The organism is Bartonella grahamii subsp. shimonis (assembly GCF_036327415.1).
In the GTDB taxonomy this organism is placed as follows: domain Bacteria; phylum Pseudomonadota; class Alphaproteobacteria; order Rhizobiales; family Rhizobiaceae; genus Bartonella; species Bartonella shimonis.
In genome coordinates this window covers 720816-738365 of the sequence record NZ_CP123961.1, presented here as the reverse complement: position 1 = coordinate 738365, position 17550 = coordinate 720816, and the positions used below count along the sequence as shown (strand labels likewise).

Here is a 17550-nt window from a genome sequence, read left to right as displayed (position 1 = left end):
TTGCATGAGGAGTTTTAACAGTTTTTTTGTAATCTATTTATATGTGTGTAATAATATGTATTATGGGTAGATTTATTGGGATAGGTAAGGCATCTCAAGCTTTGGGTGTTTCGATTAGCACTTTACGCCGTTGGAAAGGTGAAGACAAAATTCTTTCTGAGCATACGGTAGTAAATCACCACCATTATGACCTATCCAAGCTGAGACCTGAGCTTTTCCATTCAAGAGAACTGTTACAAAAAAATATTGCTTATGCTCGTGTATCGAGCCATGATCAAAAAGACGATTAGAGCGATAAAAACAGGCTCTCGAGCTTTATTATGCAAGCCAAGGTTGGACTTATGAAATCATCTCTGATTGAGGGTAGATTCTATAAAAAGAATGCAATAAACAAAAATATAAGACAATGCACCATCTTCATTTTCATTATTTAAAAGACATTATTTAAAAGACGTTGCTCTACATGCTTTTGAAAATCATAAAGCTAAATTAAAAGAAGATGGTAAAGTTGGAAACTCATTTCTATTTTTACATCTTCATATTCTTTCCCAATGAGACTGTAGTTCCCAAATTACTCAAACAGATATATGCAATACGCTCGCTCTAATCTAACATATGCAGAGTAAATTTAGTCACTGATTATGATCTTTCCCTATTTCTGAGATTAATTGGAATACTTTTCACTTAGGCGCAGAATGATAGGCCTGATATAAGATTTTATGTAATCAGCAGCTATAAAACTGATGTACCCCACCAATTCGCCCTCTATAATATAAAAATTTTCTTTAAAGTCTTATGGCACAAAATGATACAATAAAAATAGAAGGGATTAAGAGAGATAGAATAGAGAGCTAATAAAATAAAGGCCCCGTTAAACGAGGCCTTAGTATTTTTTATGCTTTTAATTTTATTTTTATGAAATTAGAATTTGTAAGCGACACCTACACGGAAGTCATTGGTTTTGTAATTGAATTCACGTGTATCGTTTGCGAATTTCTTTTTACCAAAATCGGAGTAACGGTATTCTGCACGTAAAAGAACGTTGTCTGTCATTGCAAAGTCAACTCCACCACCAATAGTGAAACCAACCATTGTCTTTGTTTCATCAGCCCAAGCACCACCAGTCAAATCTACGGTTTGCTTATTTTCTACTGGTGGGGTGTCATCCCCTCGAGTTTCCTGTTCAACAGTTCTCTTTCCTTTTCCTGCAACGGATTGAATACCCTGTACCTGCGCATAGGCAATACCACCAGCAACATAAGGCATAATACGATCAACAGCAGCAAAACCGATACGGACGCGCGTAGCACCAGACCATTTTTCTTTGTAACTATGCGTTTCTGTTGCCTTATCGCCTGTTTGAAACAGTTGCTGACCTTTTAGTTCAACCTTAGCTTTTTTAAGGGCAGTATTAAAATCTGTTGCCTCTTGTTCAGTAAGAGTCAATTCACGGGCTTTTTTTGATTCTTCACGGTCTGCCCAAACTGCATCGGTTTCAACACCCAAAATCAAACCATTTCCAAGGTCTACGTTAGACCCAGCATAAATACCCCCCATGAAACCAGAAGGACTAGGAGTGTTATCCTTTTTGAAAAGTTCTTTATCTGCTCCTAGAGCAGTTATTTTAGTTTTACTCGAAAAGTTGCCAACTTGACCACCAAGATAAAAACCTGTCCAAGAAAACGAAGGGGCTGCAACAACTGCTGGCGCGACTTCATGAGGGATTGCCACGTCAGCAGCTTGTGCTGCAGAGGCAGAAATTAAAGCGGCAACAGAAGTTGCTATTAAAAATTTTGTATTCATAATTTTGCTCCTAAATTAACTATGAAATGACCTTACAAAATTATAGATAAAAAAGCTGTAGTAAAAATGTCACAATATATACAAATAAAAACCCAGAAAATAGGTTTTTTGTCAAAGTCAAGATCTTTTGAAAATTTAATTTTTTATTAATACTTTTTATTCATAATCGCACTTTTGATGAAATTAGAACTTGTAAGCAACCCTACACGAAAGTCATTGGTTTTGCAGCCTAGTTTAAGGTAATCCTTTTTACATTCCTCCTTACCAAAGTCTGAGTAACAGTATTCCGCACGAAGCAGAATATGATCTGTCATCGCGAAATCTATACCACCACCAAGGGTGAAACCCATCATCGTTTTTGTTTTATCAAATACTTTAGCAGAAGCGATTTCGGCACCATTAGCTCCTTCCGCCTTAAGAGAATCGACCACTTGCAGCTGCGTATAAGCAATACCACCAGCGAAATAAGGCATAATGCGGTCAACTGCTGCAAAACCAATGCGAACGCGTGTAGCACCAGACCATTTTTCTTTTAAAGAGGAGCTCTTTACACGTTTATCATTCGTCGTGATATTAACAATATCTTTTCCTGAAGCAGGTGTAGCTTTAGCAGCTATAAGCTTATCTTTGAAAGTTTGAAGGCCTGTTGCCCAATAACTTCTGAATGCGTTTTTGATTCTTCGCGGTCTGCCTAGACTGCATCGGTTTCAACACCTAAAATGAGGCCATTTCCAAGATCTACGTTGGAACCTACATAGATACCACCTATGAAACCGGAAGGCTTAGGTGTTAAATCTTTATCTGAAGTTTTTTCTTTTGTCTCTAAATCAAATACATCAACTTTGACTTAAAAAGTTGCTAACTTGAGCACCAAGATAAAAATCTATCCAAGAAAACGAAGAGGCTGTGATAACTACTGGGGCTGTTTCACGAAGGAATGATAATATCAGAAGCTTGTGCCGCAGAAGCTCCAGCCATAGCGATAATAGACGTTATGACTAAAGATTTTATATTCATAAACTTTGCTTCTCATTTATTTACGAGGACGGTGTTATAGGATTAGAGAAAGAAACGCTGTAGTCAACATTATACAATCATAGGAAATGAAAGAGACGCAAGATAAAGTCATTTCATAACTTCACGTTTCACAAGAAATTGTAAGTTATGAATACGTATAATTTATTGATTTTACTTCGTAATTATTGCCTGTCGTTTATGATAATCTTTTTACACCTCCAATAAATATGGGGTGTGTAATAATATAACAGAGGCTCCGTCTTTAACAGAGCCTCTTGGAAGTTTATTTCGTTTTTTACGAAATTAGAACTTGTAAGCGACACCTACACGGAAATCATTGGTTTTGTAAGCTATTTTATTCCCGTCCTTTACAAATGCTTTTTTACCGTAGTCTGAGTAACGGTATTCTGCACGCAACAGAACATTGTCTGTCATTGCAAAGTCAATACCACCACCTACAGTGAAACCAACCATTGTTTTTGTTTCATCAAACACTTTAGCAGAAGCGATTTCGGCACCATTAGCTCCTTCCGCCTTAAGAGAATCGACCACTTGCAGCTGCGTATAAGCAATACCACCAGCGAAATAAGGCATAATGCGGTCAACTGCTGCAAAACCAATGCGAACGCGTGTAGCACCAGACCATTTTTCTTTTAAAGAGGAGCTCTTTACACGTTTATCATTCGTCGTGATATTAACAATATCTTTTCCTGAAGCAGGTGTAGCTTTAGCAGCTATAAGCTTATCTTTGAAAGTTTGAAGGCCTGTTGCCCAATAACTTCTGAATGCGTTTTTGATTCTTCGCGGTCTGCCTAGACTGCATCGGTTTCAACACCTAAAATGAGGCCATTTCCAAGATCTACGTTGGAACCTACATAGATACCACCTATGAAACCGGAAGGCTTAGGTGTTAAATCTTTATCTGAAGTTTTTTCTTTTGTCTCTAAATCAAATACATCAACTTTGACTTAAAAAGTTGCTAACTTGAGCACCAAGATAAAAATCTATCCAAGAAAACGAAGAGGCTGTGATAACTACTGGGGCTGTTTCACGAAGGAATGATAATATCAGAAGCTTGTGCCGCAGAAGCTCCAGCCATAGCGATAATAGACGTTATGACTAAAGATTTTATATTCATAAACTTTGCTTCTCATTTATTTACGAGGACGGTGTTATAGGATTAGAGAAAGAAACGCTGTAGTCAACATTATACAATCATAGGAAATGAAAGAGACGCAAGATAAAGTCATTTCATAACTTCACGTTTCACAAGAAATTGTAAGTTACAAGTATGTATCAGTCATTGATTTAGCGCGTAATTATTGCCTGTCGTTTATAAAAATCTTTTTAAGGAAGTCTAAATAATATCTTTTCCACCCCCGACAAATATAGGGTATGTAATATATAACAACAGAAAATAATAGAGGCTCCGTCTTTGACAGAGCCTCTTGGACGTTTATTTCGTTTTTTTACGAAATTAGAATTTGTATGCAACGCCAACACGGAAATCATTGACTCTGTATTGAAGTTCAGCTGTATCTTTAAAGTATTTCTTTTTACCGTAGTCTGAGTAACGGTATTCTGCACGCAACAGAACATTGTCTGTCATTGCGAAGTCAACACCAGCACCAAGGGTGAAACCAACAAGGGTCTTTGTTTCATCATATACGTTACCAGAAGCAACAACCTTATTAGCATTTTCACCAGCAGCGCTACCTTTTTTCACTTCAATTGCGGAGATGCCTTGCATCTGCGTATAAGCAACACCACCAGCGATATAAGGCATGATACGATCAGCAGCAAAACCAATGCGAACGCGTGTAGCACCAGACCACTTTTCTTTCAGAGTAACACTTTCGGTGTATGCATCTCCGTTTGCAACTTTTAGACCATCTTTCACTGGAATCTTAGCGTCTGTAAGGATTTTAGTAATACCTTCAGCAGTTTTATTTAATAGTCCTCCAACCGTATGTTCACCGTAATTAACTGTGTCTTTTTTACCAACAAAAGAGACATCTGTATCCAAGCCAAAGACTACACCACTGCCGAGATCAATATTGTAACCTGTGTATAGACCACCGATCATACCGGAAAACTTAAAACCGTTTGAAAAGTTATCAGATTTTATTGAACGACCACCAATCTGAGCACCAAGATAAAAACCTGTCCAAGAATAGGCAGGGGCTGCTGCGATAACTGCTGGGGCTGTTTCACGAGGGATGATAACATCAGCAGCTTGTGCTGCAGAAGCTGCTGCCATAGCGATAACAGAAGTTGTTACTAAAGATTTTATATTCATAAACTTTGCTCCTAATTTATTTATGGGCACAGTGCTACAAGATTACAGAAAGAAAAGCTGTAGTAAAAATGATACAGTCACAGAAAATGGAGAACACATCCCAGATAAAATCGCTTCATAGCTTTGTTTTGCACGAAAAACCTAAAAAATATATATAAATAACTTATTGATTTTAAATGTAATTAGTGTTTATAGCTTATGAATTAAGCCTTTTTATAAAATCTGAATAATATCTTTTTAAATCCACAATAAATTATGTATTGTGTGATAATATAGCAACAAAGAATAACAGGGACTCTATCAAGGATAGAGCCCCTTTGTTATTTAACTTACCATCTGTTAAAATTTGTAAGCAACGCCAACTCGGAAGTCATTGGTTTTGTAAGAAGTCTCATATTTATCATTTGAGAATTTCTTTTTACCAAAATCAGAGTAACGATATTCTGCACGAACAATAACGTTATTGGTCATTGCTAAATCAACACCAGCACCAAGGGTGTAACCAACAAGTGTCTTTGTTTCATCAGACAAAGTACCAGAAGCTATGACTTTATCTGAATCTTTATCTGTTATTGAAATCGATGCAGTATCTTGAAGCTGTGTATAGGCGATACCACCAGCAACATAAGGCATAATACGTTCAGCAGCAAAACCAATACGTACACGTGTCGCACCAGCCCACTTTTCTTTAAAGGCGAAACTGTGGGTTCGTTTAGCACCGGGTTTAAGTGCATCTTTACCAATATTAATTCCAGATTCTTGTAATATCTTGTTAATATAATTTATGTGATTTTGAGCAATGACATATGTCTTTCCTGTCTTCGTGTCATCTTTATTAGACCACATGATATCTGTATCAACACCTAAAATAAGGCCATTGCCGAGATCAATATTGGAGCCTGCGTAAAGACCACCCATGAAACCAGATAGTTTAGGCAAATAATCATCATCTACCGGAATATTTTTTCCATTAGCAAGAATATCCATTTTCGTTTTACCCGAAAAACCACCAAGCTGCCCACCAAGGTAGAAACCTGTCCAAGAAAAAGTTGGAGCAACAACAACGGGAGCAACAGGTGTTGGACTGGGGGGAACAATAACATCTGCTGCTTGCGCCGCTGAAACTGAAACAAAAGCGAAAGCAGAAGCTGTTATTAACCATTTCATATTCATATTTTCTCTCCATAGCTGAATATTTATTTGAACACGTCATGTCATATAGAGCCCAAACTTCAGATATCTGTAGCAAAAATAGCACACTCATAAAAAAAACAAAAAGCCAATGAAAGCATCATGAATTGCTTGATCTGTAATAAATAAGAATTAAACTATGCCAATGCACAAATGATTTTCTCTCGTCACATTTGCTCTTCTTTATAAATTTTTCAAAAATATCTACGTTATCACCATGGAAAGCATGTGCTATTGTCTAATGAAAAATTATCCTTTTATATTCAAATGCTCTCATCTTAAACCACTGTATATTCAAGAAACAAAAATCATCCCTCTATACATCACAAACGAGCAAGTATGTGAAACCGTTAAAAAAACTAAAAATGTCACTTATGAATGTTCTCAATATCAAAAACAGCGAGAATTATTACGATATTGAGAACAGTCAAATGCAATCGTTCTATTTAAATTTATACAAATAACGTTTTTACATTCATCCTTAGCATGATCAAATGTGAAGGCTATGTATTTGTTTTTTTTTCATGAAAAGGATGCTTATATTATACATAAACTTGTATCGCGTATAAATAAGATTTCCAATAATTCACGGATTGAAACAAGACATGCAACTTGCCTGCTCTTTGTTTTTACTTTAGGCATTTATTGTTTTTAAATATTTACCATTTTTTGCTTATCTCAACCTCATAGAAAGTTTTTTCAGAGTTTTAGTTTTATTTGTAGGCTATCTATTTCATACTCTTTTATAAACTAAACTGTAAAAAATACCTCAAGACAGACAACTAGTATGATAAATGCTGAAATCTATATTAAAACTTCCCTAAAACAAAAAAGATGAAAGATCTTTCTTAAAGTTTTCACATCAAACTTTGCTTTGAAAGTCATTAATTGAGTAAACAATTTGGCAGAAAAAATATCTGATATTGAATCATAGACAAATAAAAAATATTTTATAAATTCTCTAGTCGAGCAATATATTGATTATAAATATAATTCATCATTTCGCATATTGAATAAGAAAGCCGAATATCGTCAGATTCTCTCATTCCAAACCGGTTGCATATTGCAATCAATCAAAACATTCTTGCACATTACAAGCAGGAAAAGCCGTTTTGATAAAAACTGTACAAGAAAGGACTAAAAACGCCTCTTATGAATCGTCTCACAGACCAAAGGCTGTCACAACATTGAGAGCTAGCAAAGTGTGTGATAAATGCCGGCTGCCCCATTCATAAGCGTAAAGATAGTGCTCTTCAATGGATTTACCATTATGCCCTTCATAAATGGCGTCACGAAATGGGCTTGGGAGCATTGAGAAGTACTTCTCTTAAACCAAACGCACGTAAGTATACAACTTACTGGCGTTTTATTCTTTGAAACACACTATAAAAGATCAAAAGTTTAGCATTAAAATAAATACTTGGTTTTCTCCTTGGTTTGGGTGAAGCGTTCTATAAGATCCTATCTGCAAATAGTCCAGATTTTTGTCGAGTGGATTTCATTTAGCTTCCCATTCATATAATTCACTTAACCAAGGGCTTTAAGACAAGTCCTTCACTGATTTTCCCCCACGTACTCTAAAAACACTCAACCAATGAGCTTTACATGCCTTATATAATGACACTTAAAATGACGATATTTATGGCATAACAAAGCACCCCAAATCTCTAGGCTATATTCGTCTAAACCCATGAATTTTGTCATGACTGATTGCTATTATACAGTGTTATTCGTTCACCGAAATCTCCCTGCTCGTATCTTTTCCGAACAGTACTCTTCATCCTCACCCTGCACAATCATAACACCCTTTAAACACACAGCCCCCCCTGTTTTCAAGTGATAAAAAATATTTCCTTCTCTTCAATTCTCGAGCATCATTATACCTCTTTATGTTGTTTTCTGACTTTTTAAAAACTCATTGGATTTCGTTCAGATAGGCTTGGCCGTTTTCCTTTCCCTGGTCCTTTTTTAGGCTTTTGAAACTTTTTTTTACCAGAATGTGATACAGGTACTAACTTAGCTGCTGTTATGCATTCGCTGTTATTTGTGCAAGAAAGTTCCATTTGAACAACTTCAGATAAGACTTTGCGAAGCTGTTCAGCAGAAAAAAGATCTATAGAAGGAACAGCAGCAGATATGCCCTCTTTTAACTTTTGAGACGCCAAAAAATTCGCACCCTGAGCGATAGAGATTGAAGCAAAAGTAGCAAAAGCTGTAATAAAATATTTTATGTTCATAAATTTAACCTCATTAAATATCCATAATGGGTTTTACCTAGTGCCTTCATTGCAAATTTCTAGAGAAAAATAATATGTTTATAGATAAAAAGTGAAAATCCTTAAAAATAAAACTTTGGGGCATTTTGATTTTAAAATAAAAGCAAATTGCCCTGTTCTGCCAACATAGAAATCACTTATTGAGTAATAAATAAAGGCGTGAAGTATCGTCTGAGAACAATAAACTACACGAATTTCACATCAACATATTGATTTATAAATTATAATTTATATTTCCTCACACAAAACGAGCCCCTCGAATATCAGAATATTCTCTCATTTCAAACTTGTTCATGATGCATTAAGCAAATTTATTCGCTCACACATCATAAATGAGATTTGTATATGGATAAAACTCTTGAAAAAATGGGGTATTCTTACGAATCTGTTTAAATGCAAAAGTTACTGCAGCATTTTGACTTAGTAAAAAGCGCTCTTACTGACTTGTTTCTAGCACACTTTTCTAGGAATTGTTCTTTGCATTGTTCAGTATAATCGTGGTTATCTTTATACATTAATCATATAATATATTGATTTATAATGATCGTTTAGCGTTATTTATATTGAATGAGAACTCTGAATACCATAAGATTCTCTCATTCCAAATCTTTCTCATGTTGAATCAATTAAACTATTTGTTTGCATGTTATAAGTGGGGAGAGCTGTGTAGACAAAAAAACTAAAAAAAGACTAAAAATACCTCTTATAGACCGTCTCAAGTGCCAAGGGCTATACACAAAACATTGGGAGTTAGCAAAATGTGTGATGGTAGCGGCTTGTTGCTCCATAAGCGTAAAAATGCGCTTGGGAACCGGTTTCTTTTAAAAAAAGCATATGAATTAGCAACGCAAATATATTCCGTTTAGGGCGTCCTGTTTTACATAAAGAACGTAAATCCATTAAAAATCTGAGAAACACAAGCATAAGGCAATGCGCAATCTCTATTACTTAACAGACATTGCTTTAGATACTTTTGAAAGTCGTAAAGCAGAATTAAAAATGATGGTAAGCATGAGATTTGGCTTTTACATTTACGCCTTCATATTCTCTCCCTTTAGGCTGTATACCGGCTTCAGAGATTTAAGTCTTCCAACCTACCATATGTTTCCAGCCTCTCCTCAAAATTGCTTTTTTTCAAATAAAAACTGTTACAAAAATAAAAAATACGAGTTCGAAAAAGTACTTTTATTGCCTAAACTTCAAATGAAATAGCTCTTAAGAATTTATTATAACTCTTACCAGAAAAGATGAGAGGATAAAATGCCCATAATGTACAAGCATTTTGTCCTCTCGTATCAATAATTGACTCCATTAAAAGCCAATTTTAAAGTTAGCTATGCGCAAAAATATCAACTTCCGCCCATCCTAAAAGATCAAGCCTAGCTCTCATAGGCAAAAATTGAAAGCATGCTTTGGCAACATTTTCTCGCTCTTCACGTCTTAAACGTTCTTCAAATATAACCTTTAAACGATGCAAATATAACACATCCGACGCAGCATATTCAATTTGCGCCTGTGATAACGTTTCTGCCGCCCAATCCGAAGATTGTTGCTGTTTAGAAATATTCACATTCAGCAATTCATTACAAATTTCTTTCAAGCCATGACGATCCGTATAAGTACGCGTGAGTTTCGAAGCAATCTTTGTACAAAAAATAGCCTCTGGCATAACACCAAATGTATGCGCTAAAATAGCAAGATCAAAACGCCCAAAATGGAATATTTTGGTGACTGCATTATCTCCAAGAAGCTTGACCAAATTAGGTGAACTCTTTTGTCCTTTAGCAATTTGTATAATATCGGCAGTACCATCTCCAGAAGAAAGCTGAACAACACATAAACGATCACGATGTGGTTGTAATCCTAAAGTTTCGGTATCAATCGCAATGGCATCAGTTTTATAATTGTCTAAGTTTGGTAAATCACCTTGATGAACGCGAATCTCAGCCATTTACCCTCCTACTTGCTAAAGCAGCAAGAATACGCGCCCAAGACCGCTGCCCCTTATGAAACGATTTTAAATTATACTTTTCATTAGGAGAATGAATACGGTCATCAGCCAGTCCAAAACCAACCAAAAGAGTTTCCATACCAAGAATTGACCGAAAATCTGCTACAATTGGAATCGAGCCCCCCATGGCTGTCAAGACAGCAGGAACTTCCCACTCTTGTGATAAGGCATCCTTCGCCTCCTTGATAAAAGATGAATCATCTGAAATCTGAAGTGCCGGAGAAGAACCGTGATTCTTAAATTCAACCTTACAATCAGCAGGAATTGAGCTACGTACATAATCACGCAACGCTTGGCGTATTTTCTCTGGATCTTGCTTATGTACTAAACGACACGATACTTTTGCACTTGCTTGAGAAGCAATAACCGTTTTCACCCCTTCCCCTTCATAACCTCCGCTAATACCATTAATTTCCATGGTAGGACGTGCCCATACAAGCTCTAAAATGCTCCGCCCTTTTTCACCAGCTGGAACGGAAAGCCCTATAGGACCAAGAAAACTTTCAGCAGTACAATTAAGCGCATTCCATGATTGTAAAATATGTGGAGGTGTTTCTTCAACCCCATCATAAAAACCAGGAAGCGTCACCTTATTATCTTCATTATGAAGTCCTGCTAAGATTTTCGTTAAAATATGAATGGGATTAGCTGCTACTCCTCCAAAATAACCAGAATGCAAATCACGATTCGCTGCTGTAACAATAATCTCTTCTGCCATAATTCCTCGAAGAGAAAGAGCAATAGACGGTGTATCCGCATCCCACATCGACGTATCACAAACCAATGCGCAATCAGCCTTAAGTTCATCTTTATTCGCTTTTAAAAAAGGAATAAGGGAAGGAGAAGCACATTCTTCCTCACCTTCACATAAGATAGTAACTTTAACAGGAAGCTGCCCTGTTTCTTTCTTAAATGCACGACATGCTTCAATAAAAGTCATCAGCTGACCTTTGTCATCTGAAGCTCCACGAGCACAAATAACTTTTTCTCCATCTCTCTCTTTTAAAGAAGGTGTAAATGGATCATCCTCCCATAAACTCAATGGATCAACAGGTTGAACATCATAATGTCCGTAAAACAACACATGCAAACAATCATCTGAAGGACCTGCATGATGCCCAACAACCATTGGATGACCCAGTGTATCACGGCGTGAAGCCTCAAAACCAATGCTTTTTAAATCCTCGACTAACCAATCAGCTGCTTTACGACATGCATCCTTGTAAACTGAATCTGTAGAAATCGATTGAAAACGTAGAAGAGAAAAAAGGCGTTCAAGGCTCTTTTCTATATTTCCGTCAAGATGTGTTAGTACTTTATTCAGCATAAAAAAACCTCTCAAGCCTTGCGTAATTATATTATAGATACGACGACTTTAAGCCTCTTGTAAGATTTTGCAAGACACCTTATTCATTTTTGACATTGTGAGCAGTAAAAACTTGAACGCCCAGCCTGTAAAATGCGCACAATAGGCGTTCCACACTCCAAACATTCCTTGCCTTCTCGTCCATAAACTGAAAAAGCATGCTGAAAATAACCAAGTGAACCATCTATATGCATATAATCACGTAAAGAAGAGCCACCAGACAAAATGGCTTCAGAAATCACATTGCGTATATTCTGTGCTAAAGAATCTACCAATTCACATGCACGTGCCGTTTTTGATGCCAATGTAAATGCACCACGTTGTGGAGACAAACGACTCCGCCAAAGTGCTTCGCAAACATAAATATTCCCAAGACCTGCAACAATAGACTGATCAAGTAAAACGCTCTTGAGAGACATTTTTTTATTAACAAAAGCCTCTTGTAAATAACGACCAGAAAAAGAATTACTCATAGGTTCAAGCCCTAGCTTATTTAAAAGCGGATGTTCATGAAGCTTATCCGTATCAACTAAAAGCATAAACCCAAAGCGACGCACATCATTATAAATAAGATGATAAACTTCACCATCCCTTGTCTGAATATCCATGACAAAATGATCATGCTTAACTGATTTATTTGTCGTTGAAAAAGCTGTTCTTAAAAGATCATTCTCTATACGCCATGAACCAGACATTCCTAAATGGCTTAAAATCGTTTCATCCTGAGAAAGATGAAATAATAAATATTTCGCACGCCGACCAAGTTCTATAATTGTTCTGCCAATGAGGCGCTCAGAAAAAGCCTCAGGAAAAGGAAAGCGTAAATCTCTACGATTAAGTCTGACAGATACTATCTGTGCATCAGTTACAACAGACTCAAGCCCACGACGAACTGTCTCTACTTCAGGAAGCTCTGGCATCTCTCTTCTTTAATAATTATACACTTTCCAATTATATCACCGATAAATTGACTTCTTCCCCTCCCCCTCAAAAAACGAAGATTTCCTCTACATCTGCTCTATAAACAACTCAAATTCTTGATGAGTGGATTTCACTTGGCTCCCTACTCATGTGAGTCACTTAACTAAAGGCTTTATGGTCAAGCCCTGCCTTGAATATATATCACACACTTAAAAATACTTAACGTATCAATGAGGCTTACATCCCATCCCACCAAACAGAATTAAGCCCATTCACCCCTACGAAATACAGGAACTCTTACGCCATCTTGGGTAATGCCATCTATGTCAATTTCACCAGAACCAATCATCCAGTCAATATGAATGACACTTTTATTCCCACCACGTGCTGCAATCTCTTCTGACGTCAATGATGCCCCATCTAAAAAGCATTTGGAATAACACTGTCCTAAAGCAATATGACATGCAGCATTTTCATCAAATAAGGTATTATAAAAAAGGAGGTCACTCTTAGAAATTGGTGAAGAATGGGGCACAAGAGCAACTTCGCCCAATCGGCTTGCCCCCTCATCACTTTGCAAAACCTGTTGCAAAACTTCCTGCCCCGTTGATGCACGTGCCTCAACAATACGCCCTGCTTCAAAACGTACTTCAATATTATCAATCAGTGTTCCTTGATAGGAAAGTGGCTTTGTTGAACGAACAAAGCCTTCCACCTTATGAGCATGAGGAGTCGTGAAAACTTCTTCTGTCGGAATATTCGGATTACAAACAACACCATTTTGAGCAATGGATGCACCACCATGCCATTCATGATCATCTGCCAAACCAACAGTTAAATCAGTCCCTGGCCCTGTAAAGTGTAAGGCAGAAAAACGCTGCTCATTAAGCCAAGATGATCGTTTCTTTAAATTTTCGTTATGGACAATCCACACATGTATCGGATCTTCTTCTGTAACACGTGAAGCAGAAAAAATTGCATCGGCTAATTTTTTAATCGCTTCATTAAGTGGCAAAGAAGGAAACATCGTCTCAGCCCATCCTGCTGTTGGATAAGCAACAATTGACCAATTTATAGAAAAATTCGATATTTTTTTGAGAGCAGGCTGGTAAGCTAGTGAGGTCGCCTTATTCAAACGCGCAATCTTATCAAAATCTTGATTGGAAAGGAGCAAAGGATTATCACCAACAATCGCTAAACGTGCTGCCCCATTTTCAAAAGCCTTCGCCATTCCCTCATAGAGCCAAGAAGGGGCACAATCAAAACTATCTGTATGGGCGTTTTCAAAACGTGTAAGCAATAACATATCATCACTAAAAATTGGTGTAATGACACCAGCACCAACCTTATAAGCATGATATGCAATACGCCGAACAAAAGGTAATGCTGAAACTGGAGCCGTCAAAACAAGATCCTGCCCCTCTTGTAAATTCAACCCCACTTTTACTGTAATTTCTGCAAGACGATTAAGCATTTCAGGCGAAACTGTCTCATGAATATCAAAGTACATTACCAATACCCTTCTTTAAATAAAATGCGTTCTTTGCGTCGTCATATTATAAATTGTTTTTCAGATCCTTTGAGTTCACTTTCTCTACGTATATTTATGCGTGTCATTGTATATTTATGCGTGTCATTATCGCTAAAAAGTTCACTTAATTCATAAACTGAAATGGGTGTATAACCCTTCTTTGGTCGTGAAAAACTTATCAGTTTCTGTGTCGTTTTTCTAACATTGCAACAATTGCATTTAACTGATCTGATGAAGGAAAAGTCATAATCGTTTTATTTTCCTCTTTCCTAGCTAAATGTTGAGGTGCATAGGTAGGAATAGGAACTTTATCAAGCTGTACCATAGCAAAAGGCGCAGGATATGCCGTCTTGGACTGTGCTACTTCTGTCGAAGGAGATGCTCTTTTCTCTGCCTTTACTCCTCTACTTTCTAAGCCTTCATCTATAAAGCTTGGTGCATGACCTGAACGTTCTTGAGCAAAAGCATAAGCAACATCATAAGGGCGATTATTTGTAGGAACTTGAAGTTCGCCATCACGTGATCGTTTTTCATAAAAAGCATTCCCCCCTGCAACCCGAACATAATGCATGTTTTTATACGGAAAAGACAAACCAGCAGTATGAAAAAACTTAGCGTTTTTAACTTTCTTATCTCGTTCACCCCGTAAAACAGCATCAGCCGCCTCTCTTACACGAGCAACAGATGCTTTCTCCGTCATAGGACGCGTTAAAACACCGGGAGCAAACTGCTTATATTGACCAACAACACCACAAATCGTCTTAGGATAGGCGGTTGAATTAACACGATTCATAACAACCGTCCCAACAGCAATCATTCCTTCACGGCTTGTGCGATTTGATTCAAAATACATCGCTCGCATAAGACATTGACGCTCTGTTAATGGATATGTAACTGTTCTTGTCTTATTATTATTTACTTTTCCAGTCTCTAAATGATTTGAAGCACATCCCACAACAACTAACGGTGCTACACAACAGGTAACAAAAACATTCCAACGATTTTTTTTCATCTTATGCAACACATTCCTATAATCTCTGAGCTATTCAAATTTTGAAATGAGCTTTAAATGTATCTCTCAATAAAGTACATAGCTAATCGTTACCACTCAGTAAAATTTTAATACAAGAAGTAATCAAAAAATATCTATGCAAAATAAAAAATAAAAAAACCTTAATTTCCAAATCAATATTGTTATTCTTCATGGTCCAATATAGGACATAATAACCCACACGTTTCAATTACAATAAAGTAACACTATCCACTTCTTCTCTTCTACATACGAAAAAATCTGGATACCAAAACTCTTTGCATTGATATTGAAAAAATAGCACAGATACCCCCTTTAATATAAAATTTTAACAAAATGATCTGAAAGGAAATTCCCCTAGAAAACTCCCCTCCGGCCACAATACGAGTGATGATATCATCCAATATACAAATATGTCAAACCAAGAGTTAACAATCTACTATGCTTCTCTGAAAAAGCTCTTTGTTGCTTCTTTGTGCTTTTCCATAATATGGTTATCTTATTCTTTCTATAGCTGCACTATAAGAAAATGCTCATATATCTACAAACTTATTTTATACATATAAGAAAAATTTTAATCTATTTTCTTCTCACCTACCCCAACTTTATAAGTAAGGTCATCGCGAGGACGATCAGAAGACATATGGTAACCCGTTATGATATAATGCAGCATTTCAGCAATATTAGTAACATGATCACCAATTCGTTCAATATTTTTTAAACAAAACAGTAAGTGCGTACAAACCGTAATATTTCGCATATCTTCCATCATATATGTCAAAAATTCACGAAAAAGAGAAGTATACAAAGCATCAATCTTCTCATCACGCTCACGCACAGCGTCAACACGCTCTAATAGACGACTCGTATAAGCATTTAAGACTTCTTTTAATTGATTGAGTGCTAAAGCTGTAATTGTTTCAAGCCCATGATAAACAGAAGCAGATTGACGTATTTCTGAAAGTGCAACAGTCCTTTTAGCAATGTTTTTGGCCATATCCCCAATCCGCTCAAGATCAGAAGAAATACGAATGGCTCCAATAATTTCACGCAAATCAACAGCCATCGGTTGGCGTTTGCAAATAATAGCAACCGCTTTTTCATCAATGTCACGTTCTGCTTCATCTAAAAACGCATCATCGGCAATCACTGACGTTGCAAGTTGAAGATCACTACATACAACCGATGCGACAGAACGTTCAATCATCCTTTCTGCATGGCTCCCCATTTCTTTAATCCTTGCTTTTAAATATTTTAGCTCTGCATCATAAGAACGGACAGTATGGTTCGTAGACATATTTTACACTCCTCAATTCACCTATCCAAAACGCCCCGTAATATAATCTTGTGTCCGTTGCTCTTTTGGTGAGGTAAAGATCATTTCAGTCGCACCAACTTCTACCAAATGCCCTAAATGAAACATAGCCGTATATTGAGAAACACGTGCGGCCTGTTGCATGGAATGCGTTACGATAACAATTGTATAATTTTGCCGTAACGCATCGATAAGCTCTTCAATCCGTGCCGTCGCAATGGGATCAAGAGCTGAACAGGGCTCATCCATCAAAATAACTTCAGGACTAACCGCAATAGCACGTGCAATACACAAACGCTGTTGTTGTCCCCCTGATAAACTTGTTCCAAGATCATGAAGACGGTCTTTTACTTCTTCAAACAAACCTGCCTGCCTCAAACTCTTTTCAACTACATCATGCAATTCAGAGCGCGTTTTAACTAAACCATGAATGCGCGGACCATACGCAACATTCTCAAATATAGATTTTGGAAAAGGACTGGGCTTTTGAAAAACCATTCCAACACGGGCACGCAATTCTACAACATCAATCCTCTGGTCATAAATATTCTCTCCATCTAAGGTAATAAGACCGGTTGTTTTAGCGCCTTCAATCGTATCATTCATACGGTTAAAACAACGCAAAAAAGTCGACTTTCCGCATCCTGATGGACCAATCAAAGCAGTTACTTGATGTTCAGGAATATCAAGTGTAATACCATGGAGTGCTTCTTTGCCTCCATAAGAAACCTTCACATCCTGACCGCGCATTTTAATCTTCATTACAAAAATTCACCTTACAAAAATCTTA

12 protein-coding genes and 3 pseudogenes are annotated in these 17550 nt (G+C 36.9%); 1 reads left to right on the top strand and 14 read right to left on the bottom strand.

Going from position 1 to position 17550, the window contains the following annotated elements; translation table 11 throughout:
• Positions 1-62 precede the first annotated feature (62 nt).
• Positions 63-358: pseudogene (locus tag QHG57_RS03230) on the top strand (IS607 family transposase); the annotation flags it as partial.
• Between the two features lie 563 nt (positions 359-921).
• Here QHG57_RS03230 and QHG57_RS03225 read toward each other — a convergent pair.
• The 14 genes and pseudogenes from QHG57_RS03225 to pstB form a co-directional block, all read right to left on the bottom strand.
• Positions 922-1803 carry an outer membrane protein gene (locus QHG57_RS03225; protein ID WP_330168681.1) on the bottom strand — a complete coding sequence of 294 codons (882 nt, stop codon included), beginning with the start codon at positions 1801-1803 and terminating at the stop codon, positions 922-924.
• 183 nt (positions 1804-1986) lie between these two features.
• Positions 1987-2820: pseudogene (locus QHG57_RS03220) on the bottom strand (outer membrane protein).
• 303 nt (positions 2821-3123) lie between these two features.
• Positions 3124-3958, bottom strand: a pseudogene (locus QHG57_RS03215) (outer membrane protein).
• 339 nt (positions 3959-4297) lie between these two features.
• On the bottom strand, positions 4298-5119 hold the full coding sequence (locus tag QHG57_RS03210) for an outer membrane protein (protein ID WP_330169448.1): 822 nt from the start codon (positions 5117-5119) through the stop codon (positions 4298-4300).
• A gap of 339 nt (positions 5120-5458) precedes the next feature.
• The gene (locus QHG57_RS03205) at positions 5459-6292 is read right to left on the bottom strand and encodes an outer membrane protein (RefSeq protein WP_330169447.1); all 834 of its coding nucleotides are present in this window, start codon (positions 6290-6292) and stop codon (positions 5459-5461) included.
• A 1180-nt stretch (positions 6293-7472) separates the two neighbouring features.
• Positions 7473-7622 (bottom strand): hypothetical protein, encoded by a 150-nt coding sequence (locus tag QHG57_RS03200; protein ID WP_330169446.1) that lies wholly within the window; start codon positions 7620-7622, stop codon positions 7473-7475.
• Between the two features lie 595 nt (positions 7623-8217).
• Entirely contained in the window at positions 8218-8547 is a 330-nt protein-coding gene (locus QHG57_RS03195; protein ID WP_330169445.1) for a hypothetical protein, read from the bottom strand.
• Positions 8548-9916: 1369 nt separating this feature from the next.
• On the bottom strand, positions 9917-10537 hold the full coding sequence (locus QHG57_RS03190) for a ribonuclease D (RefSeq protein ID WP_330168676.1): 621 nt from the start codon (positions 10535-10537) through the stop codon (positions 9917-9919).
• The gene (locus tag QHG57_RS03185; RefSeq protein ID WP_330169444.1) at positions 10530-11924 is read right to left on the bottom strand and encodes a dipeptidase; all 1395 of its coding nucleotides are present in this window, start codon (positions 11922-11924) and stop codon (positions 10530-10532) included. Before QHG57_RS03185 ends, QHG57_RS03190 begins: the two co-directional genes overlap by 8 nt.
• Before the next feature lie 83 nt (positions 11925-12007).
• Positions 12008-12883, bottom strand: coding sequence for a bifunctional DNA-formamidopyrimidine glycosylase/DNA-(apurinic or apyrimidinic site) lyase (mutM, locus tag QHG57_RS03180; RefSeq protein ID WP_330169443.1), 876 nt, complete (start codon positions 12881-12883; stop codon positions 12008-12010).
• 263 nt (positions 12884-13146) lie between these two features.
• Entirely contained in the window at positions 13147-14394 is a 1248-nt protein-coding gene (locus QHG57_RS03175; RefSeq protein WP_330169442.1) for an aminopeptidase, read from the bottom strand.
• A 199-nt stretch (positions 14395-14593) separates the two neighbouring features.
• Entirely contained in the window at positions 14594-15427 is an 834-nt protein-coding gene (locus QHG57_RS03170) for a cell wall hydrolase (protein WP_330168672.1), read from the bottom strand.
• Positions 15428-16019: 592 nt separating this feature from the next.
• Positions 16020-16742 (bottom strand): phosphate signaling complex protein PhoU, encoded by a 723-nt coding sequence (phoU, locus tag QHG57_RS03165; RefSeq protein ID WP_330169441.1) that lies wholly within the window; start codon positions 16740-16742, stop codon positions 16020-16022.
• 21 nt (positions 16743-16763) lie between these two features.
• A complete protein-coding gene (gene pstB / locus QHG57_RS03160; protein ID WP_330168670.1) occupies positions 16764-17522 on the bottom strand; it encodes a phosphate ABC transporter ATP-binding protein PstB in 759 nt (252 codons plus the stop codon).
• Positions 17523-17550 lie beyond the last annotated feature (28 nt).